At 44.7% G+C, this 25,140-nt stretch carries 22 protein-coding genes; 4 read left to right on the top strand and 18 right to left on the bottom strand.

Translation table 11 applies throughout. The features are described 5' to 3' along the window. Positions 1 to 7: 7 nt before the first annotated feature. The 4 genes from SDE_RS22790 to SDE_RS02235 all read right to left on the bottom strand — a co-directional run bounded on the left by SDE_RS22790 (position 8) and on the right by SDE_RS02235 (position 3,718). Positions 8 to 400 carry a DUF6678 family protein gene (locus tag SDE_RS22790; protein WP_011466916.1) on the bottom strand — a complete coding sequence of 131 codons (393 nt, stop codon included), beginning with the start codon at positions 398 to 400 and terminating at the stop codon, positions 8 to 10. 1,620 nt (positions 401 to 2,020) lie between these two features. Beyond that, positions 2,021 to 2,371 (bottom strand): hypothetical protein, encoded by a 351-nt coding sequence (locus SDE_RS02250; RefSeq protein WP_011466915.1) that lies wholly within the window; start codon positions 2,369 to 2,371, stop codon positions 2,021 to 2,023. Between the two features lie 170 nt (positions 2,372 to 2,541). Continuing rightward, a complete protein-coding gene (locus SDE_RS02245) occupies positions 2,542 to 2,799 on the bottom strand; it encodes a hypothetical protein (protein ID WP_041324049.1) in 258 nt (85 codons plus the stop codon). A 691-nt stretch (positions 2,800 to 3,490) separates the two neighbouring features. Continuing rightward, positions 3,491 to 3,718, bottom strand: coding sequence for a hypothetical protein (locus SDE_RS02235; protein ID WP_041324047.1), 228 nt, complete (start codon positions 3,716 to 3,718; stop codon positions 3,491 to 3,493). A gap of 496 nt (positions 3,719 to 4,214) precedes the next feature. Here SDE_RS02235 and SDE_RS02230 point away from each other — a divergent pair, with 496 nt between their 5' ends. Next, positions 4,215 to 5,336, top strand: a complete 1,122-nt coding sequence (locus SDE_RS02230) for an integron integrase (protein ID WP_011466913.1) — start codon at positions 4,215 to 4,217, stop codon at positions 5,334 to 5,336. Between the two features lie 124 nt (positions 5,337 to 5,460). Here the strand turns inward: SDE_RS02230 and SDE_RS02225 are convergent, their stop codons facing one another. From SDE_RS02225 to glyA, 8 genes are all read right to left on the bottom strand, one after another. Next, positions 5,461 to 7,449, bottom strand: coding sequence for a PA14 domain-containing protein (locus SDE_RS02225; protein WP_011466912.1), 1,989 nt, complete (start codon positions 7,447 to 7,449; stop codon positions 5,461 to 5,463). A gap of 74 nt (positions 7,450 to 7,523) precedes the next feature. Then, positions 7,524 to 8,288: a glycosyltransferase family 2 protein gene (locus SDE_RS02220; RefSeq protein ID WP_011466911.1), complete on the bottom strand. Its 765-nt coding sequence runs from the start codon at positions 8,286 to 8,288 to the stop codon at positions 7,524 to 7,526. A gap of 50 nt (positions 8,289 to 8,338) precedes the next feature. Then, positions 8,339 to 8,809 (bottom strand): hypothetical protein, encoded by a 471-nt coding sequence (locus SDE_RS02215; protein WP_011466910.1) that lies wholly within the window; start codon positions 8,807 to 8,809, stop codon positions 8,339 to 8,341. Continuing rightward, the gene (locus SDE_RS02210; RefSeq protein WP_011466909.1) at positions 8,799 to 10,265 is read right to left on the bottom strand and encodes a hypothetical protein; all 1,467 of its coding nucleotides are present in this window, start codon (positions 10,263 to 10,265) and stop codon (positions 8,799 to 8,801) included. The genes SDE_RS02215 and SDE_RS02210 overlap by 11 nt, the downstream gene beginning before the upstream one ends. Position 10,266: 1 nt before the next feature. Then, positions 10,267 to 11,160: a lysylphosphatidylglycerol synthase domain-containing protein gene (locus SDE_RS02205; protein WP_011466908.1), complete on the bottom strand. Its 894-nt coding sequence runs from the start codon at positions 11,158 to 11,160 to the stop codon at positions 10,267 to 10,269. Between the two features lie 24 nt (positions 11,161 to 11,184). Continuing rightward, positions 11,185 to 12,021: a glycosyltransferase family 2 protein gene (locus SDE_RS02200; protein ID WP_011466907.1), complete on the bottom strand. Its 837-nt coding sequence runs from the start codon at positions 12,019 to 12,021 to the stop codon at positions 11,185 to 11,187. After that, a complete protein-coding gene (locus SDE_RS02195) occupies positions 12,021 to 12,446 on the bottom strand; it encodes a GtrA family protein (RefSeq protein ID WP_011466906.1) in 426 nt (141 codons plus the stop codon). The genes SDE_RS02200 and SDE_RS02195 overlap by 1 nt, the downstream gene beginning before the upstream one ends. Before the next feature lie 505 nt (positions 12,447 to 12,951). Beyond that, the gene (gene glyA, locus SDE_RS02190; RefSeq protein WP_011466905.1) at positions 12,952 to 14,214 is read right to left on the bottom strand and encodes a serine hydroxymethyltransferase; all 1,263 of its coding nucleotides are present in this window, start codon (positions 14,212 to 14,214) and stop codon (positions 12,952 to 12,954) included. Positions 14,215 to 14,537: 323 nt separating this feature from the next. On the opposite strand from glyA, the gene ettA reads away from it, so the two are divergent. Both ettA and SDE_RS02180 read left to right on the top strand, forming a co-directional pair. Next, complete coding sequence (gene ettA, locus SDE_RS02185; RefSeq protein ID WP_011466904.1) at positions 14,538 to 16,199, top strand: energy-dependent translational throttle protein EttA; 1,662 nt, start codon at positions 14,538 to 14,540, stop codon at positions 16,197 to 16,199. 379 nt (positions 16,200 to 16,578) lie between these two features. Then, positions 16,579 to 17,139, top strand: a complete 561-nt coding sequence (locus SDE_RS02180; protein WP_011466903.1) for a DUF805 domain-containing protein — start codon at positions 16,579 to 16,581, stop codon at positions 17,137 to 17,139. Between the two features lie 94 nt (positions 17,140 to 17,233). Here the strand turns inward: SDE_RS02180 and SDE_RS02175 are convergent, their stop codons facing one another. Genes SDE_RS02175 through SDE_RS02150 form a run of 6 tightly spaced genes read right to left on the bottom strand, consistent with a single transcriptional unit; the run spans position 17,234 to position 24,572 of the window. Continuing rightward, on the bottom strand, positions 17,234 to 18,610 hold the full coding sequence (locus SDE_RS02175; protein WP_011466902.1) for a DUF58 domain-containing protein: 1,377 nt from the start codon (positions 18,608 to 18,610) through the stop codon (positions 17,234 to 17,236). Between the two features lie 39 nt (positions 18,611 to 18,649). Continuing rightward, the gene (locus SDE_RS02170) at positions 18,650 to 19,627 is read right to left on the bottom strand and encodes an AAA family ATPase (RefSeq protein WP_011466901.1); all 978 of its coding nucleotides are present in this window, start codon (positions 19,625 to 19,627) and stop codon (positions 18,650 to 18,652) included. After that, complete coding sequence (locus SDE_RS02165) at positions 19,624 to 21,243, bottom strand: DUF4350 domain-containing protein (RefSeq protein ID WP_011466900.1); 1,620 nt, start codon at positions 21,241 to 21,243, stop codon at positions 19,624 to 19,626. The genes SDE_RS02170 and SDE_RS02165 overlap by 4 nt, the downstream gene beginning before the upstream one ends. Further along, positions 21,236 to 22,855 (bottom strand): hypothetical protein, encoded by a 1,620-nt coding sequence (locus SDE_RS02160; protein ID WP_011466899.1) that lies wholly within the window; start codon positions 22,853 to 22,855, stop codon positions 21,236 to 21,238. Before SDE_RS02160 ends, SDE_RS02165 begins: the two co-directional genes overlap by 8 nt. Next, the gene (locus SDE_RS02155) at positions 22,852 to 23,880 is read right to left on the bottom strand and encodes a stage II sporulation protein M (protein WP_011466898.1); all 1,029 of its coding nucleotides are present in this window, start codon (positions 23,878 to 23,880) and stop codon (positions 22,852 to 22,854) included. The genes SDE_RS02160 and SDE_RS02155 overlap by 4 nt, the downstream gene beginning before the upstream one ends. After that, positions 23,877 to 24,572 carry an RDD family protein gene (locus tag SDE_RS02150; RefSeq protein WP_011466897.1) on the bottom strand — a complete coding sequence of 232 codons (696 nt, stop codon included), beginning with the start codon at positions 24,570 to 24,572 and terminating at the stop codon, positions 23,877 to 23,879. The genes SDE_RS02155 and SDE_RS02150 overlap by 4 nt, the downstream gene beginning before the upstream one ends. A 199-nt stretch (positions 24,573 to 24,771) precedes the next feature. Here SDE_RS02150 and SDE_RS02145 point away from each other — a divergent pair, with 199 nt between their 5' ends. After that, positions 24,772 to 25,134, top strand: coding sequence for a PilZ domain-containing protein (locus SDE_RS02145; RefSeq protein ID WP_011466896.1), 363 nt, complete (start codon positions 24,772 to 24,774; stop codon positions 25,132 to 25,134). Positions 25,135 to 25,140: the final 6 nt, after the last annotated feature.

Below are 25,140 nucleotides of genomic sequence, written 5' to 3'. Positions count from 1 at the left end.
CGAATTGTTATACGTTTTTTGGCTGATTATTAGCGCTTGCATATCCCCGCACCAAATAATTATTACCATTAACCGAATACGGTATATTGAACTTTAGTAAAACACTCAATACGAATTCCGAATAATCGGTTTCTCTCGGTTTCACTAATCTTCCGATTGATTCTCGTTTTATCGGGTCTATTTCGATCCACTCAATACAGCTAGAATTTCCATGCTTTACCCACTCCCAATCCAGTAAGGAAAAACCGGAAGCCTCTTTCTCTCTCAAGATTTTGATACTAACAACAGGTTCAAATTGCTCGTTAGATGTAAGACCATTGGCAAGTTCATTCCACTTCGTTTTGTTCATAAATGAAGTTAGTGAGTTTGCTTCTAAGTACTGTAGAGTTTCTTCGTTCATTTTTACGTATAACGCAGAGCTAAACGGCGCACAAAGTGGAGCTGGTTTGTGCAACAATTTGCGAAGCAAATGCACAAACAAGCGGAGCTTTGGGCGTCCAGTGGAGGCCGAAGGCCGGAACGGTGTTTTAGCGTTTTGTTATGAGAGACCACTCACCCCACCTGCAACACCTTATTTTTTAATACCAACCAAATAGATTAGTAACCCAAATATGCTTTTGACCTTACTTATACAGCGTTGCCCAAAAGCCAATAAAATAATACGAACCTGAGGACTATTTACCAAACAGGCACAAGCTTGATGACTAGCACCAAGAGGTTTAGCTAATTTGTGTGTTTTTACAATTTAGTTAAACCGGATTAAAACTGCCAACTAAGGGCTACGAAAGCACGTTGTAATTGGCTTTAGCCTATTACTTTTCTAAATGAAATGAAAGTGGAAATCAAAGGGAGATAGCCATTCCATAGCACCTAAAAAAACAATTCCAATTTAGGCCTTAAAACTGACCTTGGCGATACCTAACTGGTAGCTCATAACGCAGAGCTAAACGGCGCACAAAGTGGAGCTGCTTTTGTGCAATAATTTGCGAAGCAAATGCACAAAATAAGCGGAGCTTTGGGCGTCCAGTGGAGGCCACAGGCCGGAACGGTGTTTTAGCGTTTTGTTATGAGAGACCACTAACCGCACCTGCAACACCTTATTTTTTAATACCAACCAAATTGATTAGTAACCCATAGATGCTTTTGACCTTACTTAAAGCAGCGTTGCTCAAAAGCCAACAAAATAATACGAGCCTGAAGACTATTTACCCAACAGGCACACTCTTGATGACTAACACCAACGAGGTTTAACTAATTTGTGTGTTTTTACAATTTAGTTAAACCGGATTAAAACTGCCAACCAAGGGCTACGAAAGCACGTTGTAATTGGCTTTAGCCTATTACTTTTTTAAATGGAATGAAAGTGGAAATCAAAGGGAGATAGCCATTCCATAGCACTTAAAAAAACAATTCCAATTTAGGCCTTAAAACTGACCTTGGCGATAACTAGCTGGTAGCTCATAACGCAGAGCTAAACGGCGCACAAAGTGGAGCTGGTTTGTGCAACAATTTGCGAAGCAAATGCACAAACAAGCGGAGCTTTGGGCGTCCAGTGGAGGCCGAAGGCCGGAACGGTGTTTTAGCGTTTTGTTATGAGAGACCACCAATAACACCTGCTTTACCTTAAATTTTTATTACCAACCAAATAGATTAGTAACCCATACATGCTTTTGATTTCACTTATAGCCGCGTTGCATTAAAGCCACAGCTATAGCACCAACCTTCTGCGCTTTAAGTAGAAACGATAAAACGGCTAAGCCAACACTCGGCAAAATTGCGTTTAGCCTAGTACTTTTATAAATGGAATGGAAGTGAAAAACAGAGGAAAATAGCCATTCCATAGCAAATACAAACATACAAAACTTAGGCCTTAATGTTGACCTTGGCGATACCTAGCTGGTAGTTCATAACGCTGAGCTCACCGGCAACCTTTGCGGAGAGCAATTGTGTAAAATGGAGCACCGCGACATACACAATTGAGCGTAGCAAAGGTTGTCCGGTGCAGCGGATGGTTATATTTTTAGTAACTGCGAAAATGACTCATCTTTGCAAAACCAGTACCTGACCAAACTTCTTGACATCCGCCAGACACATATATTTTTACATCTTTTTGTGCCATATAAGTAGCCAAAATCAATGAGTACCATGATTTTTTCTCTGAAGGATCAAAATAGACATGCCCAGCGTCGATATCATTTCCAGGTTTTGTTTTCCAACAACCTTCAGGATCGTTAAAACTAGACAGTTTTATTATTCCTGTATTCTCATTAAGAATGTAAACGCCTTCAATTTTTACTTTCGCGGTCCAACCACCAGCAAAGCTATTAATAGATAGAAAAATAGCTAAAACAAAAAATATTACTCTTCTCACTTACACTTCCTTTATCTAGGTAAAATATAACGCAGAGCTAAACGGCGCGCAAAGTGGAGCTGCTTTTGTGCAATAATTTGCGAAGCAAATGCACAAAAGAAGCGGAGCTTTGGGCGTCCAGTGGAGGCCATAGCCCGGAACGGTGTTTTAGCGTTTTGTTATGTGCCACGCTACTTTACCAAATATTTTTTTATTTGCGCAGATACCCCAATTAAACAGGCACCAACAACTAAGAATGTAACACCAACATAAATAGGATTTACACCGTCTGCTGGTACTATTTTATAAAACTTGTGCTTACCACCTATTGATTCGTTACCGCCAAAATGAACTCCGCCTACTGGTAGAAGATCACTACCAAAAGCCATCAAGGCTATGAAAATTGGAATAACCCCAATAATTTTTAAAACTAATACCAATAATTTCATTTTCGCCATTTATACATTTAAGTAATATTCATGACCCAAGGGGCCACATAACGCATAGCTAAACGGCGCACAAAGTGGAGCTGCTTTTGTGCAACAATTTGCGAAGCAAATGCACAAAAGAAGCGGAGCTTTGGGCGTCCAGTGGAGGCCATAGGCCGGAACGGTGTTTTAGCGTTTTGTTATGAGAGACCACGAACCATACCTGCAACACCTTAAATATTTTATTACCAATTAAATTGATTAGTAACCCATACATGCTTTTGATTTTGCTTATAGCCGCGTTTCCTTTACACCAAAGCAGTAGCACCAACCTTCTGCGCTTTAAGTAGGAATTGCAAAAAAGCGAAGAAAATACTCGCTAAAATTGCGTTTAGCCTAGTACTTTTTCAGATGGAATAGAAGTTAAAAACCGAGGAAAAAGCCATTCCATAGCGCATACAAATTAACCTAAATTTAAACCTTAAAACCGACCTTGGCGATACATAGCTGGTAGCTCATAACGCATAGCTAAACGGCGCACAAAGTAGAGCTGCTTTTGTGCAATAATTTGCGAAGCAAATGCACAAAAGAAGCGCAGCTTTGGGCGTCCAGTGGAGGCCATAGGCCGGAACGGTGTTTTAGCGTTTTGTTATGTGTGTACCTATTACTTTGATACATATAAGTTAAACGAACTTTGTTAAGTGAGTAACTTTTAGTACGACTTTTGAATTTGATCTATGACTTCAATAAACTTTCGCTTATCTAAAGATTTGCACACCCAAAACTTATACCCTAATCCTTTCGCCTTAGTTTCGTGCTTTATACCAATCGGATCAATTGAATATTTCTCAATGAGGATATCTTCTAATAGATCAAAGTCATCATAGCTCTCAACCTCTGCGAAAATTCCGAAATCGTCTTCTCCAACTATTATTTCCATTTTCTATCTGATTCCAAATTTTCACATAACATTTTAATATATGTCCAAACGCCAAAATATCTTAATACACCAAATATCAGCCAACTATTTTATTTCTGTAGTTCTCATAACGAAAATATCCTAGTAAAAACAAAACCTTAGCAACAATCGATTCATTGCCACAGTTAATAGCTCTCTATTGGCGTTTATTTCAAAATAGTTAGTATCTCGACGTGTGATTAGTACCTGCAATAGTACGATGGATTTTCTCGAAGGTCACGCAAAGCCTGCCTCCTAGCTTAATGCGATAAGTATCATACCGTAAATATACCGTCGCACGGCTAACTATCAATTATTTATATATGCGCTTAGCTAGGGCTTAACTTATTGAAATAATTAGGTATTTCTAGCAGGCGTAATTTTCAATATTTTTATCCCTCATTGGCGCGGAATGCACTTTACACATTTCACCCCGCAACTATACTGTATATATAAACATATACGGAGATAGCTTAGAATGAGAGATGTACGTGGAAATTTACCAGATAACCCCATTCGTTTATTTGATAAATTGCGAGCGCACATGCGCGGTAGGCAGTTGGCATATAAAACCGAGAAAACATATTGTTATTGGATAGCGGACTTTATTCGGTTTAATAATATGGTCCACCCTGATGAGCTTACGCCAGAGCACGTGGATGCATATTTAAGCAGCCTCGCCATCAAGCGTAACTGTTCTGTTAACTCCCAAAAAACTGCGCTTAATGCCCTTTCTTATTTATTTAAGCGTTATTTAAAACGCGAACTCGGCGATTTGGCTTATACGCCTAGCAGCAAGCATAAAAAACTCCCTACCGTATTTAGCCATGATGAAGCCATGCGTGTAATCAGCCACTTACAGGGCGTGCATCAAGTTTTGGTTATGCTTATGTACGGTAGTGGTTTACGTGTAATGGAAGCCGTAAGGCTTCGGGTGCAAGATGTGGATTTTGCAAACGAATGCTTGATGATACGTGAGAGCAAAGGGTTGAAGTGGCGACGAACCTTGCTGCCAAAATCGTTGATTGAACCGCTAACCATTTATAGAGACATAGCCCTAGCCCGACATAAGGCAGATCTGGCCGATGGTTATGGCTCTGTCTATTTACCTAACGCATTGAACGTTAAATACCCCAACGCCAGTAAAGAGCCAGCCTGGCAATATATGTTCCCAGCTCATCATTTGTCGACGGACCCTCGATCTGGCGTATTACGACGCCATCATATGGGCGAGCAAAGCGTGCAACGCGTGGTTAAAATCGCTCTGAAAGAAGCACGTATTTATAAAAAAGCTGGCTGCCATACCTTTCGACATAGTTTTGCCACCAATTTATTACGTGCCGGTACGGATATTCGCAATATCCAAGAAATGCTAGGCCACACGGATATATCCACAACACAAATTTACACACACGTAGTAGGGGTACAAGAAAGAGGGGTAACTAGCCCATTAGATACAGCGAATACTGCATCTATTGATAACCAGCAATTAGTTCGTAAGCTGAATGAACTAAATAAACACGAGCAGGCTGATACAACCCCTTCACCCATGCCACCAACTAAAGTGCGCGAACTAGCACCGTTATATGCGGTAGCTTAACAATACAACCACTTCACCAACTGAGTTTGGTGAAGTGGTATTTATCAAGCGGCTCTTTAGGTTCCGATCGTATCTGTTACCATTTCCTTTACCGCGCTTTCTACCTTGGCTTTTAATTCGGCTTTTAATTCGGTAATTCGAAACGAGTAAACTCGCTATCGTCACCAATCAATACACCTTTGTCTCCACGCGGCACGTATGGGCTTTTTCTAGCTTTCGCAGGTGTTGCATCGGCGCGTTTATAGTAGCCAAGCAAACCCGAAAATACGCCATTCTCAAAGTAGCGAATTTCAATGTCGTGCTTACCTTCTAATAAGTATTGCGTAAAACGCAATTGACCTTCATCCAGTTTGGATAACCCAGGCTCGCTATGCACTACCTTGCCGTCAATTTGTACGTCGTAGCCGTCGTCCACATAAAACGTAAAGGTATAGCTACCACTTTTCTCTACATGCATTACGGTTTTTGCCGTTAGGTAGAAATGATCTTTATAACCTAGCTCACCCAATGTGCCGTGTAATAAATCTTCCGATTGAAAAAACTCTAAGTTGTTTACGGTAAAGGTTTTACTATCTTTAACTTTTTTATCTTGATACAGGTTATAAATATATTGATCACTATTTTCGGCCACTATCTCAATTTTAGGGGTGTAAAAAGTTTTGCTGTACCACTGGTAAGTGTAGTTAGCCGCAGTTACAACACCCACAATAGCGCAGAACACGAAAATGCCTTTTTTATATTTATGATAGTGCCGTATAGAACTCCACGCGGCGGTTACACCTAACACATAAACAATGTATGAAAAGTTTTGAAAGTATTGGTGAGTAATTGTGAAGAAATACAATGAACCAGCACAAAGAACAAAAGATCCAGTAAAGAAAGCCACGTGGGCTACTTTAATATCTTTTTCTTTTAACGGTATAAACAACAAGCCACACAAAATAGTAAGGATAAACAACACATACCGGAATGGATCGTAAAGCGTATTAAACCCCCATACGCTAGGTACTGCTGGGAATAGATTATCGAAATAGAGGTTCTTATAGTCTAACAGGTGGCTCCAATATAAATGCGGATGATCGTGCAGTATATCCCACCCCATTTGGTAGAACGCTTTGGAATCGTATATAGGCGTTGTAGTAAAAACCGTGCCATATTCAGGATGATTGGCAACAGGCGATGGAACAAAGCCGTATTCTAGGCCTTCAAACCTGCTCACAATTTTATGGGATTGCGACTGCCCCAAGAAAAAATTGTACCCAGAGTGGGCGGTAAGATTGCGTAGCTTGCCATCGGATATACGGTAGTTCTCTGCGATAATACCAATAATGACTATTAGAAAACCTAACGAAAAAGCACCTGCTTTTAAGCAGCGGGGGAACATTAGCTTAATCCACTGCTCTCTGTTTGCCCAAGTAAGACTTATGCCTGCAAATAATATATACAAACCAAAAGGCAAGCCCAACAAACCATTCGATGGCCGTACGCCTACCGCAAACGCTAAAAGCACGCCTACGTACGCTATTTTATAGCTGTTGTAATACTTAAATAATAACGCTATTGAAAATATAATTAGCGGGATTGCAAAGGGCTCACCAAGTAAAAATGTATTGAAGTACATTGTGGGGTAAGAAAAAGCATAGGCACCAGCAATATACAAACCCAAGCGGGTATTGGGCTTAAATTGCTGGCCTATCATATATAAACCCAGCGTACCCAAAATGGAGATTAAAATATTTATGGATAGCAATACATCTAATCGGTATTCATTTAAACCTAACAAGTTCAACCATGTAAATATACCGGCTATAACTCGCGGATAGAAAGGTGCATTGGACACCCAAGTGTTGGGGGTTTTCTCGTCGCCAACATAAATTTGTACAGCCCGCTCCCAATAACCGTGCATATCGCTTGTTAAATAATGCTGATACTCAGAAAAACCAAAAACTAAAATAAAATTAGCGATGGTTGAAAGGGCTATAACTGCACTAATGGCGAACCAATGCTGATTCACACAATAGCATAAACATTGCTTTAACCAGCCCGCAAACCCACCGCTATTAGCAAAGGTTGCGGCGGCCACATCGCCAGTATTATTAATTGAGTTATTCATTTTAATGTTTCCACAATACGCTTAAGCGCTTATTTTACTTTTTAATTGTTATGGTTCTTCGCAAACAAAATAGGTTATAAGCCAATTTGGTCTAATGGTTTATTTTTAAATACATCTAGTTCTGCGGGCGTACCAATTACATGCACGCTGGTTACGGGCAAATCAGCAATAGAAACTTTTTTACCATCTGCTAAAAGCTGCTTATATAGCGGTGCAATGTAACGTTCACCGTTTACCAAATTGGCTGGATCACTAAAAAACTTTTGGTATGCATCGGCATAAATTTCGCCACAGGCAAACCAATACAAACCGATAGATGCATAATCGGATATACGTGTTTTTTCGGCGCAATCGGTTGCCCATCCATCTTCGCCCAACTTCACAAAACTCCAGTGGTCGCCCGGCACTTGAAAACAGGGCACCCACCCTTGTGAGCCAGGTTTCATATCGCTAAGCGTTAACGCGCTTGGCTGCACATACGTATCTATGTTGTAAATTAACAAAGGGGTATTTGGAATCCATAAATGGTGCGACAGCAAAGCGCTTGTTGCCTGGCCATCGGTTAAGGCTTGTATTTCTACAATATGCACATCGCTATAGCCAAGCGCTAAGCAACGCTCTTTTACAAACGTCGTAGCGTTATGCTCTTGTAAGCACACAAATATTAAGCGGCTATCAGCGTTAATAATATTTTTTAGGGAGAGCATCGACCACTCAAACAGTGTACGACCATGGGCTTCAATAGCGTATTTAGGTTGCGTATAGCCCGCCTTGTAAAAACGAGATCCCTGCCCAGCCATAGTAATTACAACGTTTGTTCTGTGGTTTTTTTCTAACATAAAATTCTACTAATTATTTGTGCATTAAAGCTTTTTCCGCTGCCGAGTTACTATTTACTATGCTCAAGCAGCCTATCACGCTCTAGTAGCGCTTCTATTTCGTCTAAATTCAATTCTAAAAACTCACGTGGCCGAATGGTTCTGTCATCTATGTAAAAGCCTTTCTTTTGTGGCCAAGGTTTACCAAACATAAGTTCGTCGTAGGGGATATCCCATTTTGCCAACCACTCTATTAGCACGGGTGCGGTAAATTTATTAATACGACCTAAGTTGCCTTTATGCGTATTCATATTGCGCGCAGTAAACAGCAATATGTTAAAACCTTTGGCTTGGTAAGCGCGCAGTTTTTCTACCATATCGCTATAGGGTACTAAATCGGCATAGGACTCTTCTTTACCTTTAATGGGGCAAAGTGTGCCGTCTATATCCACAACCAAGGTGCCGTCGCCGTCAATTAAGGCATCGTCTAATAGGGCACTGCCCCCTGCCATATCAGTGTTGGTGTGCAATTCATTTGTCATTTTCTATCTCGTCTAATATTTCTGCCGCCGTTAATACAAAAGCCACCACCTTTTTAGGATGATCGATATGCAATGGCAACATAGAAAGAAACAGCGTTGCCTCAGCAAGCCTTACATGGCGCCAATCGTAACCGTAGCGTTTTAAGTGGTTCAGAAATATTGCTTTTAACGGTGCGTGATTTTTCGCATGGGTTGCCAGCTGAATATTGTTTTCGTTATCGAGCGTCAGCTCAAACAGGCCATTATTAATAAAATCGTAATTACCCATAACGCTGTGGGATATCTTCGCCAAATCGTAGAGGTGATGGGTCCAAATATCTGCTTCGTTCACAGCCCCTTTGGGGTCGATAAATTTTAATATTGAGCGCTGCTGATCGTACAAGGTGTTGGAGAAACACGGGTCGCCATGGCCAACTACCAAATATTCTGCGGCGAATGCAGGCCGGTATTTGGTATAGAGTGTTTTTAACCGTGTAATTTGATTTGCTAAGTTAAGTGCAGGGTTCGCACCACTAAGCAAAGCATCTACTTTTTTACCTTCGGCGGTATTAATTAATTCGCCAAATCGCTTGTCGAGCTTTTCTAGGTACAGTGCATCGGCACAGGCAAGCGAGTCTTTGGCCGCGCAGGGCTTTTTGGGGCGCTCATTGATAAAAAATAATACGCGCTCTATAAATCGCTCGAAGCTTTCTGGGGTAAATGCAGAATGCACCCATTGTAATGCGGCATCCGCCAAGTAATAGCGCATCATTTTGTAGGATGCACTATCTACCGTTTGCTTAAAGTCAAATGGCTGCACTAGCCATACCTGCATGCTTTCTGGTACCAAGTTAAAAAACGTATATTCGGCAGCTATTTTCTGTTTATCGGTCGATGTTTTGGTATAGAAGTAGGTGCCAATACTCATCGCATTAAAATGGCGCGCTTCCGTTGCGCCACTTATAAACATAAGAAAGTCTTGAATGGTGGACAAATCGAAAATATCCACACTGGATAGCTGCTCTACGTCTAACCACGGGTCTGTCCAAGTATGGATAGGCGCAACCAAGAACTGCTGCCACGCATCCAGTAGCTTTTTACTACTTTTAAAAAAGCACACTAATGGCTTATATCGCCTATCGGTAAAATCTTCTTCGGCATAGGGCAAGCGCTCTATCAGTTGTGCAAAACCATCTAAATTAATAATGCCTGCCGCCGATGACATAACAAACAGGGAAACATCATTACCTATACCTTCTAGCTTGGCGCGCAGTACTTGGACATCATCATTATTTTCTAAATATACAATTTCTTTTTGCGCCCAAAGTGGTAAAGCGTCTATTAGCTTTCGCTTTAAGGTTTGGCGCTGGTAAATAATTTCGCCGTAGCGGCGGGTACCAACAAACGGGGCTATATCACTATTGGTTAAGTCGCGGTTATCGTAAACAATAATTACGCGGTTCGTTGACGAGTTCATATTAACTATTAGCCCTACGAAGTTGCAGTACAACCAAGGTAATTAAACTAAAAACTACAGCCATTGCTGCCAGCGTTATGCTTTTATTAATAGTAAAGGTTTCAATTACACCCGAAAGCACTGGCGGCACATTGCCAGAAAGTATAGAAATAAAATACGTGGTAATTTCATTTAAACTGGTGGAGACGCTGCGAATAAAAGCAACAACGGCCAGTATTTCGCACGCCCAAATTGCTACAGAAGTAAGCAACATGGCAAAAAATCGGCCTTCTAATGAAGCAATAATAGTTGCCTCTAAATGTCGCAACTGATGACTTGCTCGCAATATGCGTAAGCCGCGAGCTGTACTGCTAGAGAGCACTAAATAGCGATTTAAGAAAAGCAACATTTTTGCCGTGGCATAAAACGCTAGTAGGCTTAATACACTTACACTAATAAATAGAATAAATACATAACCAAGCGCTTGCGGTATGGCCACATCAAACAGGTATAGCAATAATATAAACAGCGAAATAACACTTATATCGCCAAACCGCTCTACCAACCAAATAGCCAGTGCTTTATGTTTATTGTCAAAAAGCGCAAACAAACCTATTAGCCGCAGCACCTCACCAATTTTGAACGGGAAAAAACTACTAGGAAAAGCGGTTACCGCGTGCATAGTAACTAACGGTAATATTTGCTTGCGTTGATCTAACGTTAATAAAGCCAAACGCACCATGCGAAACACATGAGATAAACCATAAAGCGAGATAATACCCACCAGTGAGATTGTGGGCGCTGCGCTAACCGCATGCGCAATATCTAAGTAGCGTATTGCCACCCAGCCAACTACGGTGAGTAACACCATCACTAACACTATTTTAATTATGTTAAACGCTAATGATTGCTGCATGGCTAGTATCTGTTCACAAGGTTATCAACTAGCGTTAGCGGTGGTATTGATACTGGAGTGCGTAGCCGCATGCTGCTGGTACACTATATCACCCGTGTATTGCTCAAACGCTTTTGCACGCATATCGCGTTTAAGAAACCCAGCGCGTAGAAAAAAATACGAGCCTAAAAAATACAACACCGTAAACGCCTGCCTAAACATACGCACATTAGATGCCTGATCTTCTTCACGCCAACTAATAGGAAAGTAAGCCACCTTTTGTTTTTTGTTATAACTCGCCAATAACATCACATAGTTAAACGTAAGGTTATCGGGAAAGGTGTGGTAGTAAGCTTGCTTGAAGGTTTTTAAGGAGTAAATATTTAACCCCGAGCCTAAATCGTAAATTCTATGTAATGTCGTTAAGCTAAAAAGTAGGTTATAGACCCTGTTGCCCAAGGTACGTATTAATGAGTAGCCTTTTAACTGGCTGCCCGGCGCAAACCTTGCCCCCAATAAACAATCCACATTTTTATGTGCACCTTCACGCAGCAGTGGCAGTGCGTCGCGAATGTCTGCTTGGTCGTCGCCATGTAACACAATAAGATGGTCGAAGTCGTGCTCTATGGCGTATTTAAACGCTGCTTTATGCGAACCACCTAAGCCGTAATTATCTGCGTTGCGCCAGGCGATAAATTCGCAATCGGTAAAGGTTGTTTTGGCGGTATCGATGGCGCACTGTAAGGTGTCATCTGGTGATTGGTTATCGACCACCAATACCGTATCGACGTGCTGCTGCACTTCTTTGGTAAATTGCGCCAGTACGCGAACAATTTGTTTAGCACAGCGGTAAGCTGGAATAAAAACTAAGGTCTTAGACATTAAGCGTTTTTCACCGTCATAAATCGGGTTAACCATTTCATAAACATGTAATTAGTTAACAGGTTAATGGGCGTAATAATTATTTTACCGGCGATGGCGATATTTACGCCAAGCTCGGTTAGTAGTTGCACGTTAACTAGGCTAGCTACCAATAGCCCTAGGGCAACAGAATAAGCCGTAATGGATGCCGCTTGCCATGCCCAATAGCTGGTAAGGAACACTTTGCGATTTTGATCGCGCCGCCGAAATACGTAACCAAGCGACGTAAAATATACAAAAGTGACACCCACAAAAGACGAAATAAAATTAGCGCTCGATGAGCCAATATCTGTAAGCAGTACCAACAAGCTATACACACCAAAGTCGCACAGCCAGCCCACACCAGAGAGCAGAGCAAACCTTAGGAACTGTTGTATCTTTTGCATGGGTAGGGTCAAAACAAACTCCGCTCGACGCCCGCTAAAGAAACGCTATAAAGGCACATGGGCCATAAACAGTGATTATTACGAGTGATCGTTACTTTTATTTTTATAATGTGCTTTGTTTTACTGCAGGTATTGCGTGCGCATCGGTTACGCCGCGGCAAATACTAGGCTCATCACGCTTGGCGAGCAAGCCTACAAAGCCACTATTATTGAGCAATTGTTTATTTTGCTAACCGGTTTGGCAATTTATACCATAAACGCTATTTTATCTAGCATATGAGGCTTGTTTTAGCCGTTGCCTTTTGATCACGGCCATTGAGCAGCACAGCTGAGCACAACAGGTGGGCAGAACAACCAAGCGAATAGGTACCTACCAAACACACCGTAGCTGTACGTACATAAACACACCGTGAAAACGTGAGCAGGTAAATGTAGGATTATTGGATTGAGAGGCATAAAAAAGGCAGCTTGCGCTGCCTTTTAAAGGAGTAACAAAAGCGATAGCTTATTTGTAAACTGGGAACTCAGCACAAACAGCCAATACTTTTGCTTTTACATCTGCAATTACTTGCTCTGAATTGCCGTTTTCTAAGCTTTCTAGTACGTCGCAAATCCAGTTAGTAAGGTCTATACACTGCTTCTCTTTAAAACCACGGGTAGTTACAGCCGGGGTACCAACGCGTAAACCGCTGGTTACAAACGGTGAGCGTGGGTCGTTAGGTACCGCATTTTTGTTTACGGTAATGTACGCTGCACCCAAAGCGGCATCGGCATCTTTACCGGTGTATTCTTTACCGATTAAGTCTACCAACATAAGGTGGTTTTCGGTTCCGCCAGATACAATTTTAATGCCGCGCTCATTGAATGTTGCAGCCATGGCTTTTGCGTTAGCAACAACTTGTTTTTGATACGCTTTGTACTCGTCGGTCATGGCCTCTTTAAAGCTAATCGCTTTAGCCGCAATGACGTGCATCAATGGGCCACCTTGACCGCCAGGGAATACCGCAGAGTTTAATTTCTTTTCTATCTCTGGGTTGGCTTTGGCAAGGATAATACCACCGCGTGGACCACGTAATGTTTTGTGGGTAGTGGAGGTAGTTACATCGGCAATTTGCACAGGTGATGGGTATACACCAGCGGCAACAAGACCAGCAACGTGAGCCATATCAACCATTAAGTAAGCGCCTACTTCGTCGGCGATATCGCGGAATTTCTGCCAATCTAGTACTTGGCTATAGGCCGAGAAACCAGCAACAATCATTTTTGGCTTGTGCTCACGCGCCAAGTTAGCAATTTCTTCGTAATCGACTAAACCAGTATCTGGGTTAATGCCGTACTGTACCGCGTTGTACATTTTGCCAGAGAAGCTAACGGAAGCACCGTGCGTTAAGTGACCACCGTGCGCCAAGCTCATGCCTAATACGGTATCGCCAGGTGAACACAATGCGGCGTAAACAGCCGAGTTAGCTTGCGAACCAGAGTGCGGCTGTACGTTGGCGTAATCTGCACCAAACAAGGTTTTTGCACGCTCAATAGCCAATGCTTCGGCTTTGTCTACATACTCACAACCACCGTAGTAGCGCTTGCCTGGGTACCCTTCTGCATATTTGTTAGTAAGCTTGGTGCCTTGGGCTTCCATCACCATTGGGCTGGTGTAGTTTTCTGAAGCAATTAACTCAATATGCTCTTCTTGACGCTGGGCTTCATCTTGGATGGATTGCCAAATTTCTGGGTCGAATGCGTCGAGTGTTTGCTTGGTATCAAACATGGGTATCCTCAAACATTAAAGTGCTGATAGTGGTGGTGCCGCGAGTACGGGCTAAGCATGTTGAAGCAAAGCAAGTACGCACGCCAGAATAGGAAAATAAGGCGGCGATTGTACATGATCTAATCTGTTTTCTCACGCTAAAAACGAGGCTAACGTCAGCCATTGCGCCAGCGCTTAATCCGCCCCCGCAAACAACCTTCTTTGCACGCAATAAACTATCCCCTACCCCGCTCAACTTGATATTATGCGTGCCTATTCCACTAGGCTGGCCTTTCGGCTCGGCTACCAATTCTTATACAGCGCAAGCACGAGGTTCTCTCCGCATGGCTCAATACGTATTCACTATGAATCGAGTGGGAAAAATTGTTCCCCCAAAACGCGAAATTCTTAAGGATATCTCCCTTTCTTTCTTCCCTGGCGCCAAAATTGGTGTTTTAGGCTTGAACGGTGCGGGTAAATCGACGCTTTTGCGCATTATGGCAGGCGTGGATCAGGACTATATTGGTGAAGCGCGCCCCATGCCCGATATTAAAGTGGGGTATTTGCAGCAGGAACCTCAGCTGAACCCAGAAAAGGACGTGCGCGGTAACGTATTAGAAGGCATGCAAGAGGCCGTAGATGCTCTGGCCGAACTAGACCGCGTTTACGCCGCTTACGCCGAGCCGGATGCCGACTTTGACGCATTGGCCAAAACCCAAGCGCGTATGGAAGACATTATTCAGGCGTGGGATGCCCACAACATGGAGCACACCCTAGAAGTTGCCGCCGATGCATTGCGCCTACCGCCTTGGGATGCCGATGTAACCAAACTCTCTGGTGGTGAAAAGCGCCGCGTCGCCCTGTGTCGCCTACTGCTTTCTAAGCCAGACATGCTACTGCTCGACGAGCCAACCAACCACTTGGATGCCGAATCTGTTTACTGGTTAGAGCGCTTCTTAAAAGACTTTACCGGCACAGTGGTAGCCATTACCCACGATCGCTACTTTTTGGATAACGCTGCAGGCTGGATATTGGAGCTCGACCGCGGTCACGGTATTCCCTATGAAGGTAACTATTCCGATTGGCTAGACGCGAAAGAAAAGCGCCTAGCGCAGGAAGAGCGCGGCGAAGCTGCGCGTAAAAAAGCGATAAAAGCAGAATTGGAATGGGTACGTCAAAACCCTAAGGGCCGCCAAGCCAAGAGCAAGGCACGTTTAGCGCGTTTTGAAGAAATGCAATCGCAGGATTTCCAATCTCGTAACGAAACCAACGAAATTTACATTCCACCCGGCGAGCGCTTGGGTGACAAAGTGATTGAGTTTAAAGGCGTAAGCAAAGGCTACGGCAAAGAGTTACTTATCGATAACCTTAGCTTTTCAATTCCCAAGGGCGCCATTGTGGGCATTGTGGGCGGTAACGGCGCGGGTAAATCCACCCTGTTTAGAATGATTGCCGGCCAAGAGCAACCCGATAGCGGTACCATTGAGCTGGGCGAAACAGTAAAAGTGGCTTTTGTTGACCAAAGTCGCGACAACCTAGACGACGATAAGAGCGTGTGGGAAGCGGTTTCTGGTGGCTCTGATATTTTAAAAATAGGCAATTACGAAGTGGGCTCGCGCGCGTATATCGGTCGCTTTAACTTTAAAGGTAACGACCAGCAAAAACGTGTGGGTGATTTATCTGGTGGTGAACGCGGCCGCTTACATTTGGCCAACACCTTAAAGCAAGGCGCAAACGTTTTGCTACTGGATGAGCCATCGAACGATTTGGATATTGAAACCCTGCGCGCACTAGAAGAAGCCATTCAAACCTTCCCCGGCAGCGCACTGATTATTTCGCATGACCGCTGGTTCTTAGATCGCGTAGCCACCCATATTTTAGCTTACGAAGGCGATAGCGAAATTGTATTCTTTGAAGGTAACTACACCGAATACCACGAAGACTTTGTTGCCCGCAAAGGCGAAAACGCCCAACCGCGCAGAGTGAAATACAAATCGTTGAAATAAAGTCTGCGTACGCTTAGTATCAAGCGCTGCATTATTTTTACTGGTTAATTACAACCCTAAAAATACTGCAGCGCAATATGTAGGAACCTCTGAATAACCCCAACAGCTTTTTGTCTTTCAGGCTTTTTTGTCCTCTAGGCATACTGGTTGTCTGTCGAAATAAAATAACGACAAGGGCAAGAATGCCTGAAAGCCCCGTAGGGCCTGGCCAAAACGCCCATCCGCTTCGTTGATCTTCTTGCTAAGGACTAAGGCCATTAGCTGCGAAGAACGCCTTGCAGCTGAACGTTTAGGCTCTCGCAAAAAGCTGTTGGGGTTAATCAGAGCTTCCTATAAAAACAACAAAACTAAAACTAACAATAATCATTAGGAAAGGAAAATGACAGAAACTCTTAACCCCTATCAGGCCCCACAGGGTGACCTAGATACAGGCGTATTTGCCGAAGGCGAAGTAGCTCTTTTTAAAGCAAGTACACGTATTGGCCGTTTGCGCTATTTATCTCGCGCTTGCACTTTTGGCATACTCAGTTACTTAGCACTTGGTATTACTGCGGGAATAGCTGCTGCTATAGGCGGGGTAATCGGCGCAGTTTTCTGGCTATTATTTGCCGCAATAGTAATTGGCGTTTTCGCGGTAAGTATTATATTTGGCATACAGCGTTTGCACGATCTGAACCAATCTGGCTGGCTTATTTTATTAAACTTCATACCAATCGCTAACTTGGTAATGATGATATTTCTTATATTTGTACCCGGCACACAGGGCGTAAATAAATGGGGGCATAAACCGCCCGCTAACACCACCAAACACTGGGTAGGCGCATTACTTCCGTTTATTGGCATGTTCGTAATAGGCATTCTTGCAGCAATCTCAATCCCCGCGTACCAAGACTACATAGAGCGTTCGCAATCACAAGAAACAATAGACTGGTCCGAATAAAAAACTCCACAAAAAAGCCCAGCACAAGCTGGGCTTTCAGACGCTAAGAATTTATCTCTAATAGCTAGTTGTTAGAAATTAGTTATTAGCCATTTCACAAAACTCCCGCCCTCTTTATCTCAATATAACTATTCGCCACCTTCACCGCCAATTCCGATGGCTGGCAATCTATGGCGTATACACCTTGGTTACGAATTTCGTTTTGGGCCTGTTGGCGCGCTTGCATGTAGTCGTTTACCGCGAGGTAATCTAGTGCGGTATCCATATCTTTTACTTCGCTATCGTGCATTTCTTTTAAAATGTTTTCGCGAATATTGGCCACTAGTACCACGTGGCGTTTGCGCAATAGGTTAACCGCCATTACCAACTCATCGGATTCTTCATCGCGGGTATTAGTAACCACAATAACCAGCGAACGCTTGCGCTGTAATATAGCTAATTGCTCGGCCGCGGCAACGTAATCGGCCGCGCAGTTTTCTGCGGTTAAGTCGTACATGCCGTTTAATATGGTTTTCATTTTGCCGGCGCCTTTTTGCGGCGGTATCCAGCGGTGGCCATCGCCAAAGCTCATTACACTTACGCTATCCCCTTGGCGCAAGGCTATATAACTTACTAACAGCATGGCGTTTAGCGAGTGGTCAAAATGGCTAAGCTCGCCATCTAGTGCGCGCATGCGTCTACCACTATCCACAAGCAATACAATTTGTTGATCGCGTTCATCTTGGTATTCGCGGGATATTAATTCGCGGCGCCGCGCAGTGGCTTTCCAATCTATTTGTCGCAGCGAATCGCCGCGACGATAATCGCGCAGTTGTAAAAACTCCATACCTTCGCCGCGTCTTGGTCGGCGTTTAATACCTATTTGGCTGGTATGGTTTTCGGTGGCCATTATTGTAAAGGCAGATATTGCGGCGAAATCTGGGTATACCTTTATCTCGCTGCTCGCACCCGCTTGGTACTGTTTAAACCAAAGGCGAAAGGGACTTTCTACCCGCAGGGTACAGGGTGTAATTGTGTGATTGCCGCGCACGACAGGTTTTATTTTGTAGGCCACCTTGGAGTATTGCCCTGGGCGCAATTGCACCTGCAGCGGCATATCTTCACACAGTAATTGATCGGCAAGCCCATCGTGCAGTTGCAGCTTAACCGGCCTTGCAAAATGGTGGTGCAACACAAGGGTTATACTGGTCCAGCGGTTAACGGCAATACTGTGGGGCAATTCGCGCTCGACAAAAATGGGCTTTTGCGCAAGGCACGCCAGCCAATCTAGCAGCAATAAGCCAACAAAAAATAACAGCAGCGCAAAACCAAACGTGGTTACGCTGCTTTCAATAGATTCTATTTCTAGCAACGCAAACAAACTGGTAAGCAAAAATAAAATTGCGCCGCCCCATAAAAAGCAGCCTACCGCCAATTTAGATGGCAACGCGCGCGCTATAAATGCAAATCGCTTAAACAACCCTGTAAACATGCGTGTTACCTGTAGCTCCACATCATTAGCAAACGCCCTTTAGCTGCGCGGCGCTTGTATATGGCGCAAAATATCGCCCAGCACGGCATCTTCACTTACGCCTTCAATTTCTAGCTCGGCAGCCAATAAAATGCGGTGGCGCAGCGCTGCAATGTAAACAGATTTCACATCATCTGGCGTAACAAAGGTATTGTTATTAATAAGGGCAACCGCGCGCGAGGCATTAAGCAAAGCCACACTTGCGCGCGGGCCTGCACCGCGGGCAATGCCTTGCCATTCGCGAGTGGCGCGCACCAGTTTCACCATGTAATCCAACACTTCATCGTCTACCACAATTTTTGTGGCAATTTTTTGCAAGCTGGTAACGTGCTCTTCTTTAATAACAGTTGTAAGCGAATCTAAATCGAAACCGCCGCTTACTTTGCCGCCGCTCATATGGCGCAACATTAACGTTTCATCGCTGTGCGAGGGGTAGTCGATAAGTACTTTTAGCATAAATCGGTCTAGCTCTGCCTCGGGCAATGGGTATGTGCCCTCTTGCTCTACCGGGTTTTGGGTGGCCATTACCATGAAGGGGCTGTGCACTTTAAAGGCTTCGCCTTCAATTGTAATTTGGCCCTCTTGCATTACCTCTAGCAGTGCCGCTTGGGTTTTTGCCGGTGCACGATTAATTTCGTCGGCCAATAGCAAGTTGGTAAATGCTGGGCCTTTACGTATTTCGAATTCTTGTTTACCCATATTAAACATAGCGTGGCCTGTTACATCGCTAGGCATTAAATCGGGAGTAAACTGCACGCGCGAAAATTGGCCGCCAAAGCATTTTGCCAAGGCGCGCACCAATAATGTTTTACCCAAGCCTGGCACACCTTCTAGCAATACGTGCCCTTGGCCGATTAAAGCAACCAGCACTTGTTCGATAATGTCATCTTGGCCGATAAGTACTTTCTTAATTTCTGTTTTTATACTTTGCGCCAAGGCACTTGCTTGGGCTATTTTTTCGTGTAGTTCATCGGTCATAGTGAATCCTTTATTTGCTTTAAGCACTGTACTACGGTGACAAGTTCGTTGGGGTCATCTATATCGGTTTTAATAAAGGCGCGATATAGCTCGGTTCTATCCATTTTGAAGAGCGCTTCCAAATGGTCTAACTTTTCTTTCTCTGGCAATGTGTCGAACCTAGAGATTTTGCGCGAGAGCAACGCAAATACGCTGTGACGCAAACTATTTAACATGCGTTGATGCGCTTGCTTGCGCCATAAAAAGCGAGCGTGGGCGCGCAAGTGCTCGGCAAAACTGCGGCGCGATAAATCTCGCTCTGGGAATACTGGGCCAAAGCGGCGCGAGGTAAACCACAGCCACAACAACAGCGCAATGGTTAGCCCAATAACAACCGCAGGGGCAAATTGCCACGCGGCTTCGCTTAACGCCGGCGATTCCATATTTTGTACAAACCACACTTTGCCGTCGCGATTAATTATTTTTAACAACAGGTAGGCGTTGTCGAGGCAGGCTATATTTTCGTTCCACCAAATATGGTTGTTAACCGTAATATACACTTGGCCGTTGTTCATTAAATACTGCGCAAACAGCATGCCGTTTTCATCGCCCACCCAACCTTCTGGCTCGGCGGATTCATCCATGTAATCAAACAGGCGGCCTCGATTAAAATGTACCGCCAATGGCTCTGCTTCACTCGAAAAAGGAATGAGCGTTGCGGCAGCTAACTTGGGGCACTCGCTGGGGTTGTAGTGCTTGTAAGAGCCATACTTTTTTTCTTGCTCGTCTGGCTTTTCATCTGACTTTGCGTCAGATTTTTCTTCTACGCTGCCCTCTGCTTTGTCGGCATCTGTTTTATCCAGCTTTTCAGGCTGAAGCAGGCTGCTATCCGTTTTATTTTTGGAATTTTTGTCTTCGCCACCTTCAGCTTTTTCGTTTTCTTTTGCAGCAGATTGTTCCGGCTCTAACGTTTCGCTGCGGCTCGATGACTTGTCGGCTTTTTTAAGAAACTCGCCGTCTTCTATATTTTGCTTATTTTTTTGTTCGGTCTTTTTTGCCTCTTCGGCTATATCCTTTAAAAACCCTTCAAAGGGGAATCTGCGTTGCTTTACTCGCTGTTCAGCATCCTCTTGGCTTTCGCCTTGGCGCAACTCTATGGGTGAAATAGATTCGTGTACCTCTACCCCCAAATAATAAAATAACTCATCTGGCTCAACCCCTTTATTGCGTGGGTTATAGGTAGAGGTAACCAACGTGCCGCCGCTGTGCAGCCACGGCGAAAGCTTTTCGAAACGCGCTTCACTAATTACGCCAAAGCTATCAAACAGCACGATTGTGTCGTTAGGCCCGGGGGTATTGCGCGAGCTATTGCCGTCGAGTTTATCGAACAGGGCAAAGCTGCGGCGGTATTCGGTTTCTATGCCCTGTTTTTCTAAAAATTCACGTGCGGCATATACCGGCTCGCGGCGCACATCTTTATTCCAGCCTATATCGTGCTCTATATAGGTCCACTTAACGATAAAGGCATAAAATAAATAAAAGCCAGCAGCCGCAACGGCAATGATAGCGATGGCAATAATAAGCGATTTGCGATCTTTAAGGCGGCGTGCGGTAATGGGGTTGGTGGTATTACTCATGGACACCCTCCTGCTGCACAGGAGCTGCACGCCACACCGCTAGCCAGTCTTTACACAGCGCTATGCCCTCTTCGTTGCTCGGTGCTATATGGCCATAAGCCAAGCGCCGCCAGTGAAAAGTTAAATTGGTAAAATAGGCCATGGGCGCTTCGGCAATATTCAATTTTTGTTGGTCTTTTAAGCTGGCTTTTAGGCACTCTTGCTCTGTTGCACCTTCATCTACATCCAAACCGCGTTTAAATAAATCCACTAACGTGGCTCGGTATAGCAGCGCTAAGCTGGTGCGGTACTGGCCATCTTGCCAAAACTGCAGCGCTTGCTCGGCTACATCGGCGGGCAGTGATTGCGGCCGAACATCCATACCAAACATGGCTTCGGGCGTTTCTTTTTTTTGTTCGCGCTCAAATTCTGGCAATTGAAAACCAAGCAACCAATGGCGGTAATGGAACACAATCCAAAATACCAGTCCAATAACCACTAACCACAACAGAATTTCACCGCCGCTTGCCAACAGCTTGCCAAATAAAGAGAGGTCTGGGCCGGATATCTCAGGCTCAACATCTTCGTCGTCGCCCCATAAGTTCGAAAGCCACTCAAAGAAACTCTTTAGCCATTCCGATTCCAAGTGGGAGTAATCAGCTTGCTTTTCTACTTTTATTTCATGGAAGGCTTCGCCTTCAAATACGTCGGTAATTAATGCTTTCGACTCGTCACGGTTACTCACATCCGTAACCGTGTGTTCGCTAGCAGAGTTATGGCTATCGCTTTGCGCCTGTAGATCTGGACTTACAAAAAAGCTGGTAAAGGTGAGTAACGCTGCAAATAGTAATGCGCTAACACTGCCGCCAAGCTGGGCTTTGCGCGCTGCCTCTTTGGCGTGGCGCTGGGCTATACGGCGAAACGATATTTCTATGTCCCAGGCTTCGAGTTTAATTCTGCGGTTTAGGTAAAGCGCAAAACCCATTGCCACGTAAAAAGGTGCCACTAACGTAAGGGCGCAAAAGTACATGGTATTTTGCAACAGGTTAAACCATGTGTATTCGCGCTCTATAAATAAACCGTATAAATCTACATCCACCGCGCGAGGCACAAGCATGTACGCAATGCCTAATAAGCTTGCCGCCAATATAAACTCAAAGATAAACCCTAAAAGGGTTATCCAAAAAGCGGGGCCAGAGTCTTCGCGGTCTAATACGCTCAATCGGTCTGAGCGGCGACCGCCACTCAAGCCTTCTAGCTGATCAACTGGCAAGTTCATTGAACGCGACGGACTTAAACGTCGCCACGTTAAAGTAATAATTATTTTTCTGAAAACCAGTTTTAATATTTGCCCCACAGCACTGGCGTAGCTTGGGGCTTGGTCAAATACCGCGTGGCTAAGTATATAAAGTAACGGGCGCTCCATAACGGGCTTGAGCCACCAAAAAATAACCACTTGCCACAGTATGTAATCTTGCGGAATAAAACTAAGCGCAAACCAAATAGGCAGTGCCACGGTGAGCCACACTTTAGTAAGCAGCCACCACCAGCGTTTTGCCATAAGCACACCTAGATCGACGGCTTCCCACGGACGGCGCGGGCGAATGGCGATTGTTACCGCGTCTAAATTCACGCGGCCTCCTTAGCGGGCGCATAACCACGACCACTCAACACCAAATACGCAGCAACCACTAACCAGAAAACACCCCCAAATAAATATTTTTGCCAAGGGGCAAGAATATTATTGGACGACCAGAACGCTTCCACAAACGCTGCAATTAACAGCAAAAATGTAACCCCATAAACCAATTTAATGCTTACCTGTGCCGCACGTCGCAACGACTCCACCCGGGGTAAACTACCCGGCGACAGCAGCGCTATGCCAAGCTTTAGCCCTGCGGCCCCAGCAATTACAATGGCGGTTAGCTCGAAGCTGCCGTGGCCCACAACAAAGGTAAAAAAGGTTTCGGTAAATTCAACATTTGTAAGGTGCGCCGCAACGGCACCAATATTCAAACCGTTAAAAATGAGATAAAACAAACTGCCTACGCAAAACAATATACCCGAAGCAAAGGTTTGAAAGGCGACGCTAATGTTGTTGTAAATATAAAAGCCAAACATCTGCCAATTGGTTTCCGATTCCCGCGCGGCACCTAGGGTGCGATTGCTGGGGTCGTACATGGCTTCAAAGTTACTCACTTGGTCTGGCGACATCATGGTGTAGATAAGGTCGGGTTTGAGCAGTATGGCGATAAAAATAAGTAAGCCTGGCCCGTAAAAAAGCGCCGACGACAACCAAAATAATTTTGCTTCTGCGCGTACCAACTGAGGAAAATCCACCATTAAAAAGCGCAGTATTTGGCGGCCAAACCGCGGCTTGCGCTGGTATAGCTGCTGGTGCCCGCGCACAATTAAATCGCCCAGTTTATCCACAAGGTAACTGCTGTAGTTGCGGCGAATTGCCAGTGCATTTAGGTGGCACAGCTTGCGGTACAAGCTGGTGAACTCTTCCATATTGGCATTGGCTTGACCGGGCGCGCGCGCTTTGCGAGACCCAATGGGCCCGCTGTGCTTTTCGTCTAATTCCAGCTGCGCGAGTAGCGCTTCAAATTCTTGCCAAACCGGCTGGTAGCGGCGTTCGAATACACCCTGTTTCATCGGTTTTGCCCCCCGCTAAAATCGCCTACCATACTGTTGGCCATTTGTTTAATAGCAAGCACTGGCTCGTCGGCTTTAATGATGGGCTGCAGCAGTTCGGCAAGCTCCTGTTGGCGCTGGGCCGATAGACTTTTGCTGCGCTCGGCAAACGCCAATAGCGCGCGCTGCTCATCGGTGCGCAGGCTAACAGGTACAGGGCGCTTACCTTTGGCATCTAATACTGGGGCGGGTGTAGGTTGATGGGCGTAAACCACCATGGTACCGGCGGCTAAGTCGCCCAAACGCTGAAACTTGCGAGTGCACAGTATGCTTACTACGCCGGTCATATAGCCTACCGGCAGCATATCAACTGGGCGCATTAAGTTGCGGATTACCGAGGCAGAGAAAGTAAGCGGCGTACCATCGTCGTTGACTACCACTAACCCCATGCTGCGTTTACCCGGCGTGGCGCCGTTTTTCCACACTTCAAAAAATACTGGGTAAAACCAATTAACAAGAAAGTAAAGAATATAAAGAATGCCGTCGCCAAAACCACCCGCCAAGCCGAGCACCGCACCTAAAATACTCAAAGCCACGGTAGTTATTAAGAAATCGATGATATAAGCCACGGCGCGCGGGCCGAACCCTGCAGGGTCAAGTGGCAAGTCGCCGCCCTCGGGAATCTCTAGGGCTATTCGGGTGTCGGTGATCAAACGGGTTCCAATCCTTTAGTTTGCCGCTGTTAGCGCACTGTTGTTATTAGTAGGGCGTGGCAGCGTAGCGCAAATGGCGTCAAATTTGAAGCAAATGACTATGACACGACGCATGCATTTATTTCTATTGTTTATTGGAGCCATGCTCAAATGCTGTCTAAACTCAAAGAGAACTCTTTAGAACTGTGTAGGCAACAATATGACCGAAGAACGCCGGCGATATACCCGTGTCGACTTTGACGCCGAAGCCGCCATTTCGCAAGGTGGGGTGAGCTACCCATCTCAAATCGTTGATGTTTCGCTCAACGGCATATTGTTGGATACCCCAGATCACTACGAGCTGCGCGCCGACTCGCCCGCCGATATTTTTATTCGCCTAAGCGACGAAACCAATATCCATATGCGTGCCACCCTTGTGCACAGCGGCACTCATGTTCTGGGCTTTCACTGCGACAGTATCGATATGGAGAGCATTACCCACCTGCGTCGAATTATTGAACTCAACATGGACGATCCGCACGCCAGCGAGCGTGTTTTAGCAGAACTAATAACGCCACGTTAGAGATCG

Origin of the sequence: Saccharophagus degradans 2-40, from assembly GCF_000013665.1 — a bacterium.
In the GTDB taxonomy this organism is placed as follows: Bacteria; Pseudomonadota; Gammaproteobacteria; order Pseudomonadales; family Cellvibrionaceae; genus Saccharophagus; species Saccharophagus degradans.
The sequence above is the reverse complement of the archived record's forward strand: the minus strand, read 5'-3'. Positions and strand labels throughout refer to the sequence as shown.

What these genes read in the sequence shown, in the direction of transcription:
- SDE_RS02195 (WP_011466906.1), bottom strand. Translation starts at nt 12,446, where the DNA reads ATGCAAAAGATACAACAGTTCCTAAGGTTTGCTCTGCTCTCTGGTGTG.
- SDE_RS02180 (WP_011466903.1), top strand. Translation starts at nt 16,579, where the DNA reads ATGACAGAAACTCTTAACCCCTATCAGGCCCCACAGGGTGACCTAGAT.
- SDE_RS02170 (WP_011466901.1), bottom strand. Translation starts at nt 19,627, where the DNA reads ATGACCGATGAACTACACGAAAAAATAGCCCAAGCAAGTGCCTTGGCG.
- SDE_RS02220 (WP_011466911.1), bottom strand. Translation starts at nt 8,288, where the DNA reads ATGTTAGAAAAAAACCACAGAACAAACGTTGTAATTACTATGGCTGGG.
- SDE_RS02165 (WP_011466900.1), bottom strand. Translation starts at nt 21,243, where the DNA reads ATGAGTAATACCACCAACCCCATTACCGCACGCCGCCTTAAAGATCGC.
- SDE_RS02210 (WP_011466909.1), bottom strand. Translation starts at nt 10,265, where the DNA reads ATGAACTCGTCAACGAACCGCGTAATTATTGTTTACGATAACCGCGAC.
- SDE_RS02230 (WP_011466913.1), top strand. Translation starts at nt 4,215, where the DNA reads ATGAGAGATGTACGTGGAAATTTACCAGATAACCCCATTCGTTTATTT.
- SDE_RS02245 (WP_041324049.1), bottom strand. Translation starts at nt 2,799, where the DNA reads ATGAAATTATTGGTATTAGTTTTAAAAATTATTGGGGTTATTCCAATT.
- SDE_RS02205 (WP_011466908.1), bottom strand. Translation starts at nt 11,160, where the DNA reads ATGCAGCAATCATTAGCGTTTAACATAATTAAAATAGTGTTAGTGATG.
- SDE_RS22790 (WP_011466916.1), bottom strand. Translation starts at nt 400, where the DNA reads ATGAACGAAGAAACTCTACAGTACTTAGAAGCAAACTCACTAACTTCA.
- SDE_RS02215 (WP_011466910.1), bottom strand. Translation starts at nt 8,809, where the DNA reads ATGACAAATGAATTGCACACCAACACTGATATGGCAGGGGGCAGTGCC.
- SDE_RS02200 (WP_011466907.1), bottom strand. Translation starts at nt 12,021, where the DNA reads ATGTCTAAGACCTTAGTTTTTATTCCAGCTTACCGCTGTGCTAAACAA.
- SDE_RS02225 (WP_011466912.1), bottom strand. Translation starts at nt 7,449, where the DNA reads ATGAATAACTCAATTAATAATACTGGCGATGTGGCCGCCGCAACCTTT.
- SDE_RS02155 (WP_011466898.1), bottom strand. Translation starts at nt 23,880, where the DNA reads ATGAAACAGGGTGTATTCGAACGCCGCTACCAGCCGGTTTGGCAAGAA.
- glyA (WP_011466905.1), bottom strand. Translation starts at nt 14,214, where the DNA reads ATGTTTGATACCAAGCAAACACTCGACGCATTCGACCCAGAAATTTGG.
- SDE_RS02235 (WP_041324047.1), bottom strand. Translation starts at nt 3,718, where the DNA reads ATGGAAATAATAGTTGGAGAAGACGATTTCGGAATTTTCGCAGAGGTT.
- SDE_RS02175 (WP_011466902.1), bottom strand. Translation starts at nt 18,610, where the DNA reads ATGTTTACAGGGTTGTTTAAGCGATTTGCATTTATAGCGCGCGCGTTG.
- SDE_RS02145 (WP_011466896.1), top strand. Translation starts at nt 24,772, where the DNA reads ATGACCGAAGAACGCCGGCGATATACCCGTGTCGACTTTGACGCCGAA.
- ettA (WP_011466904.1), top strand. Translation starts at nt 14,538, where the DNA reads ATGGCTCAATACGTATTCACTATGAATCGAGTGGGAAAAATTGTTCCC.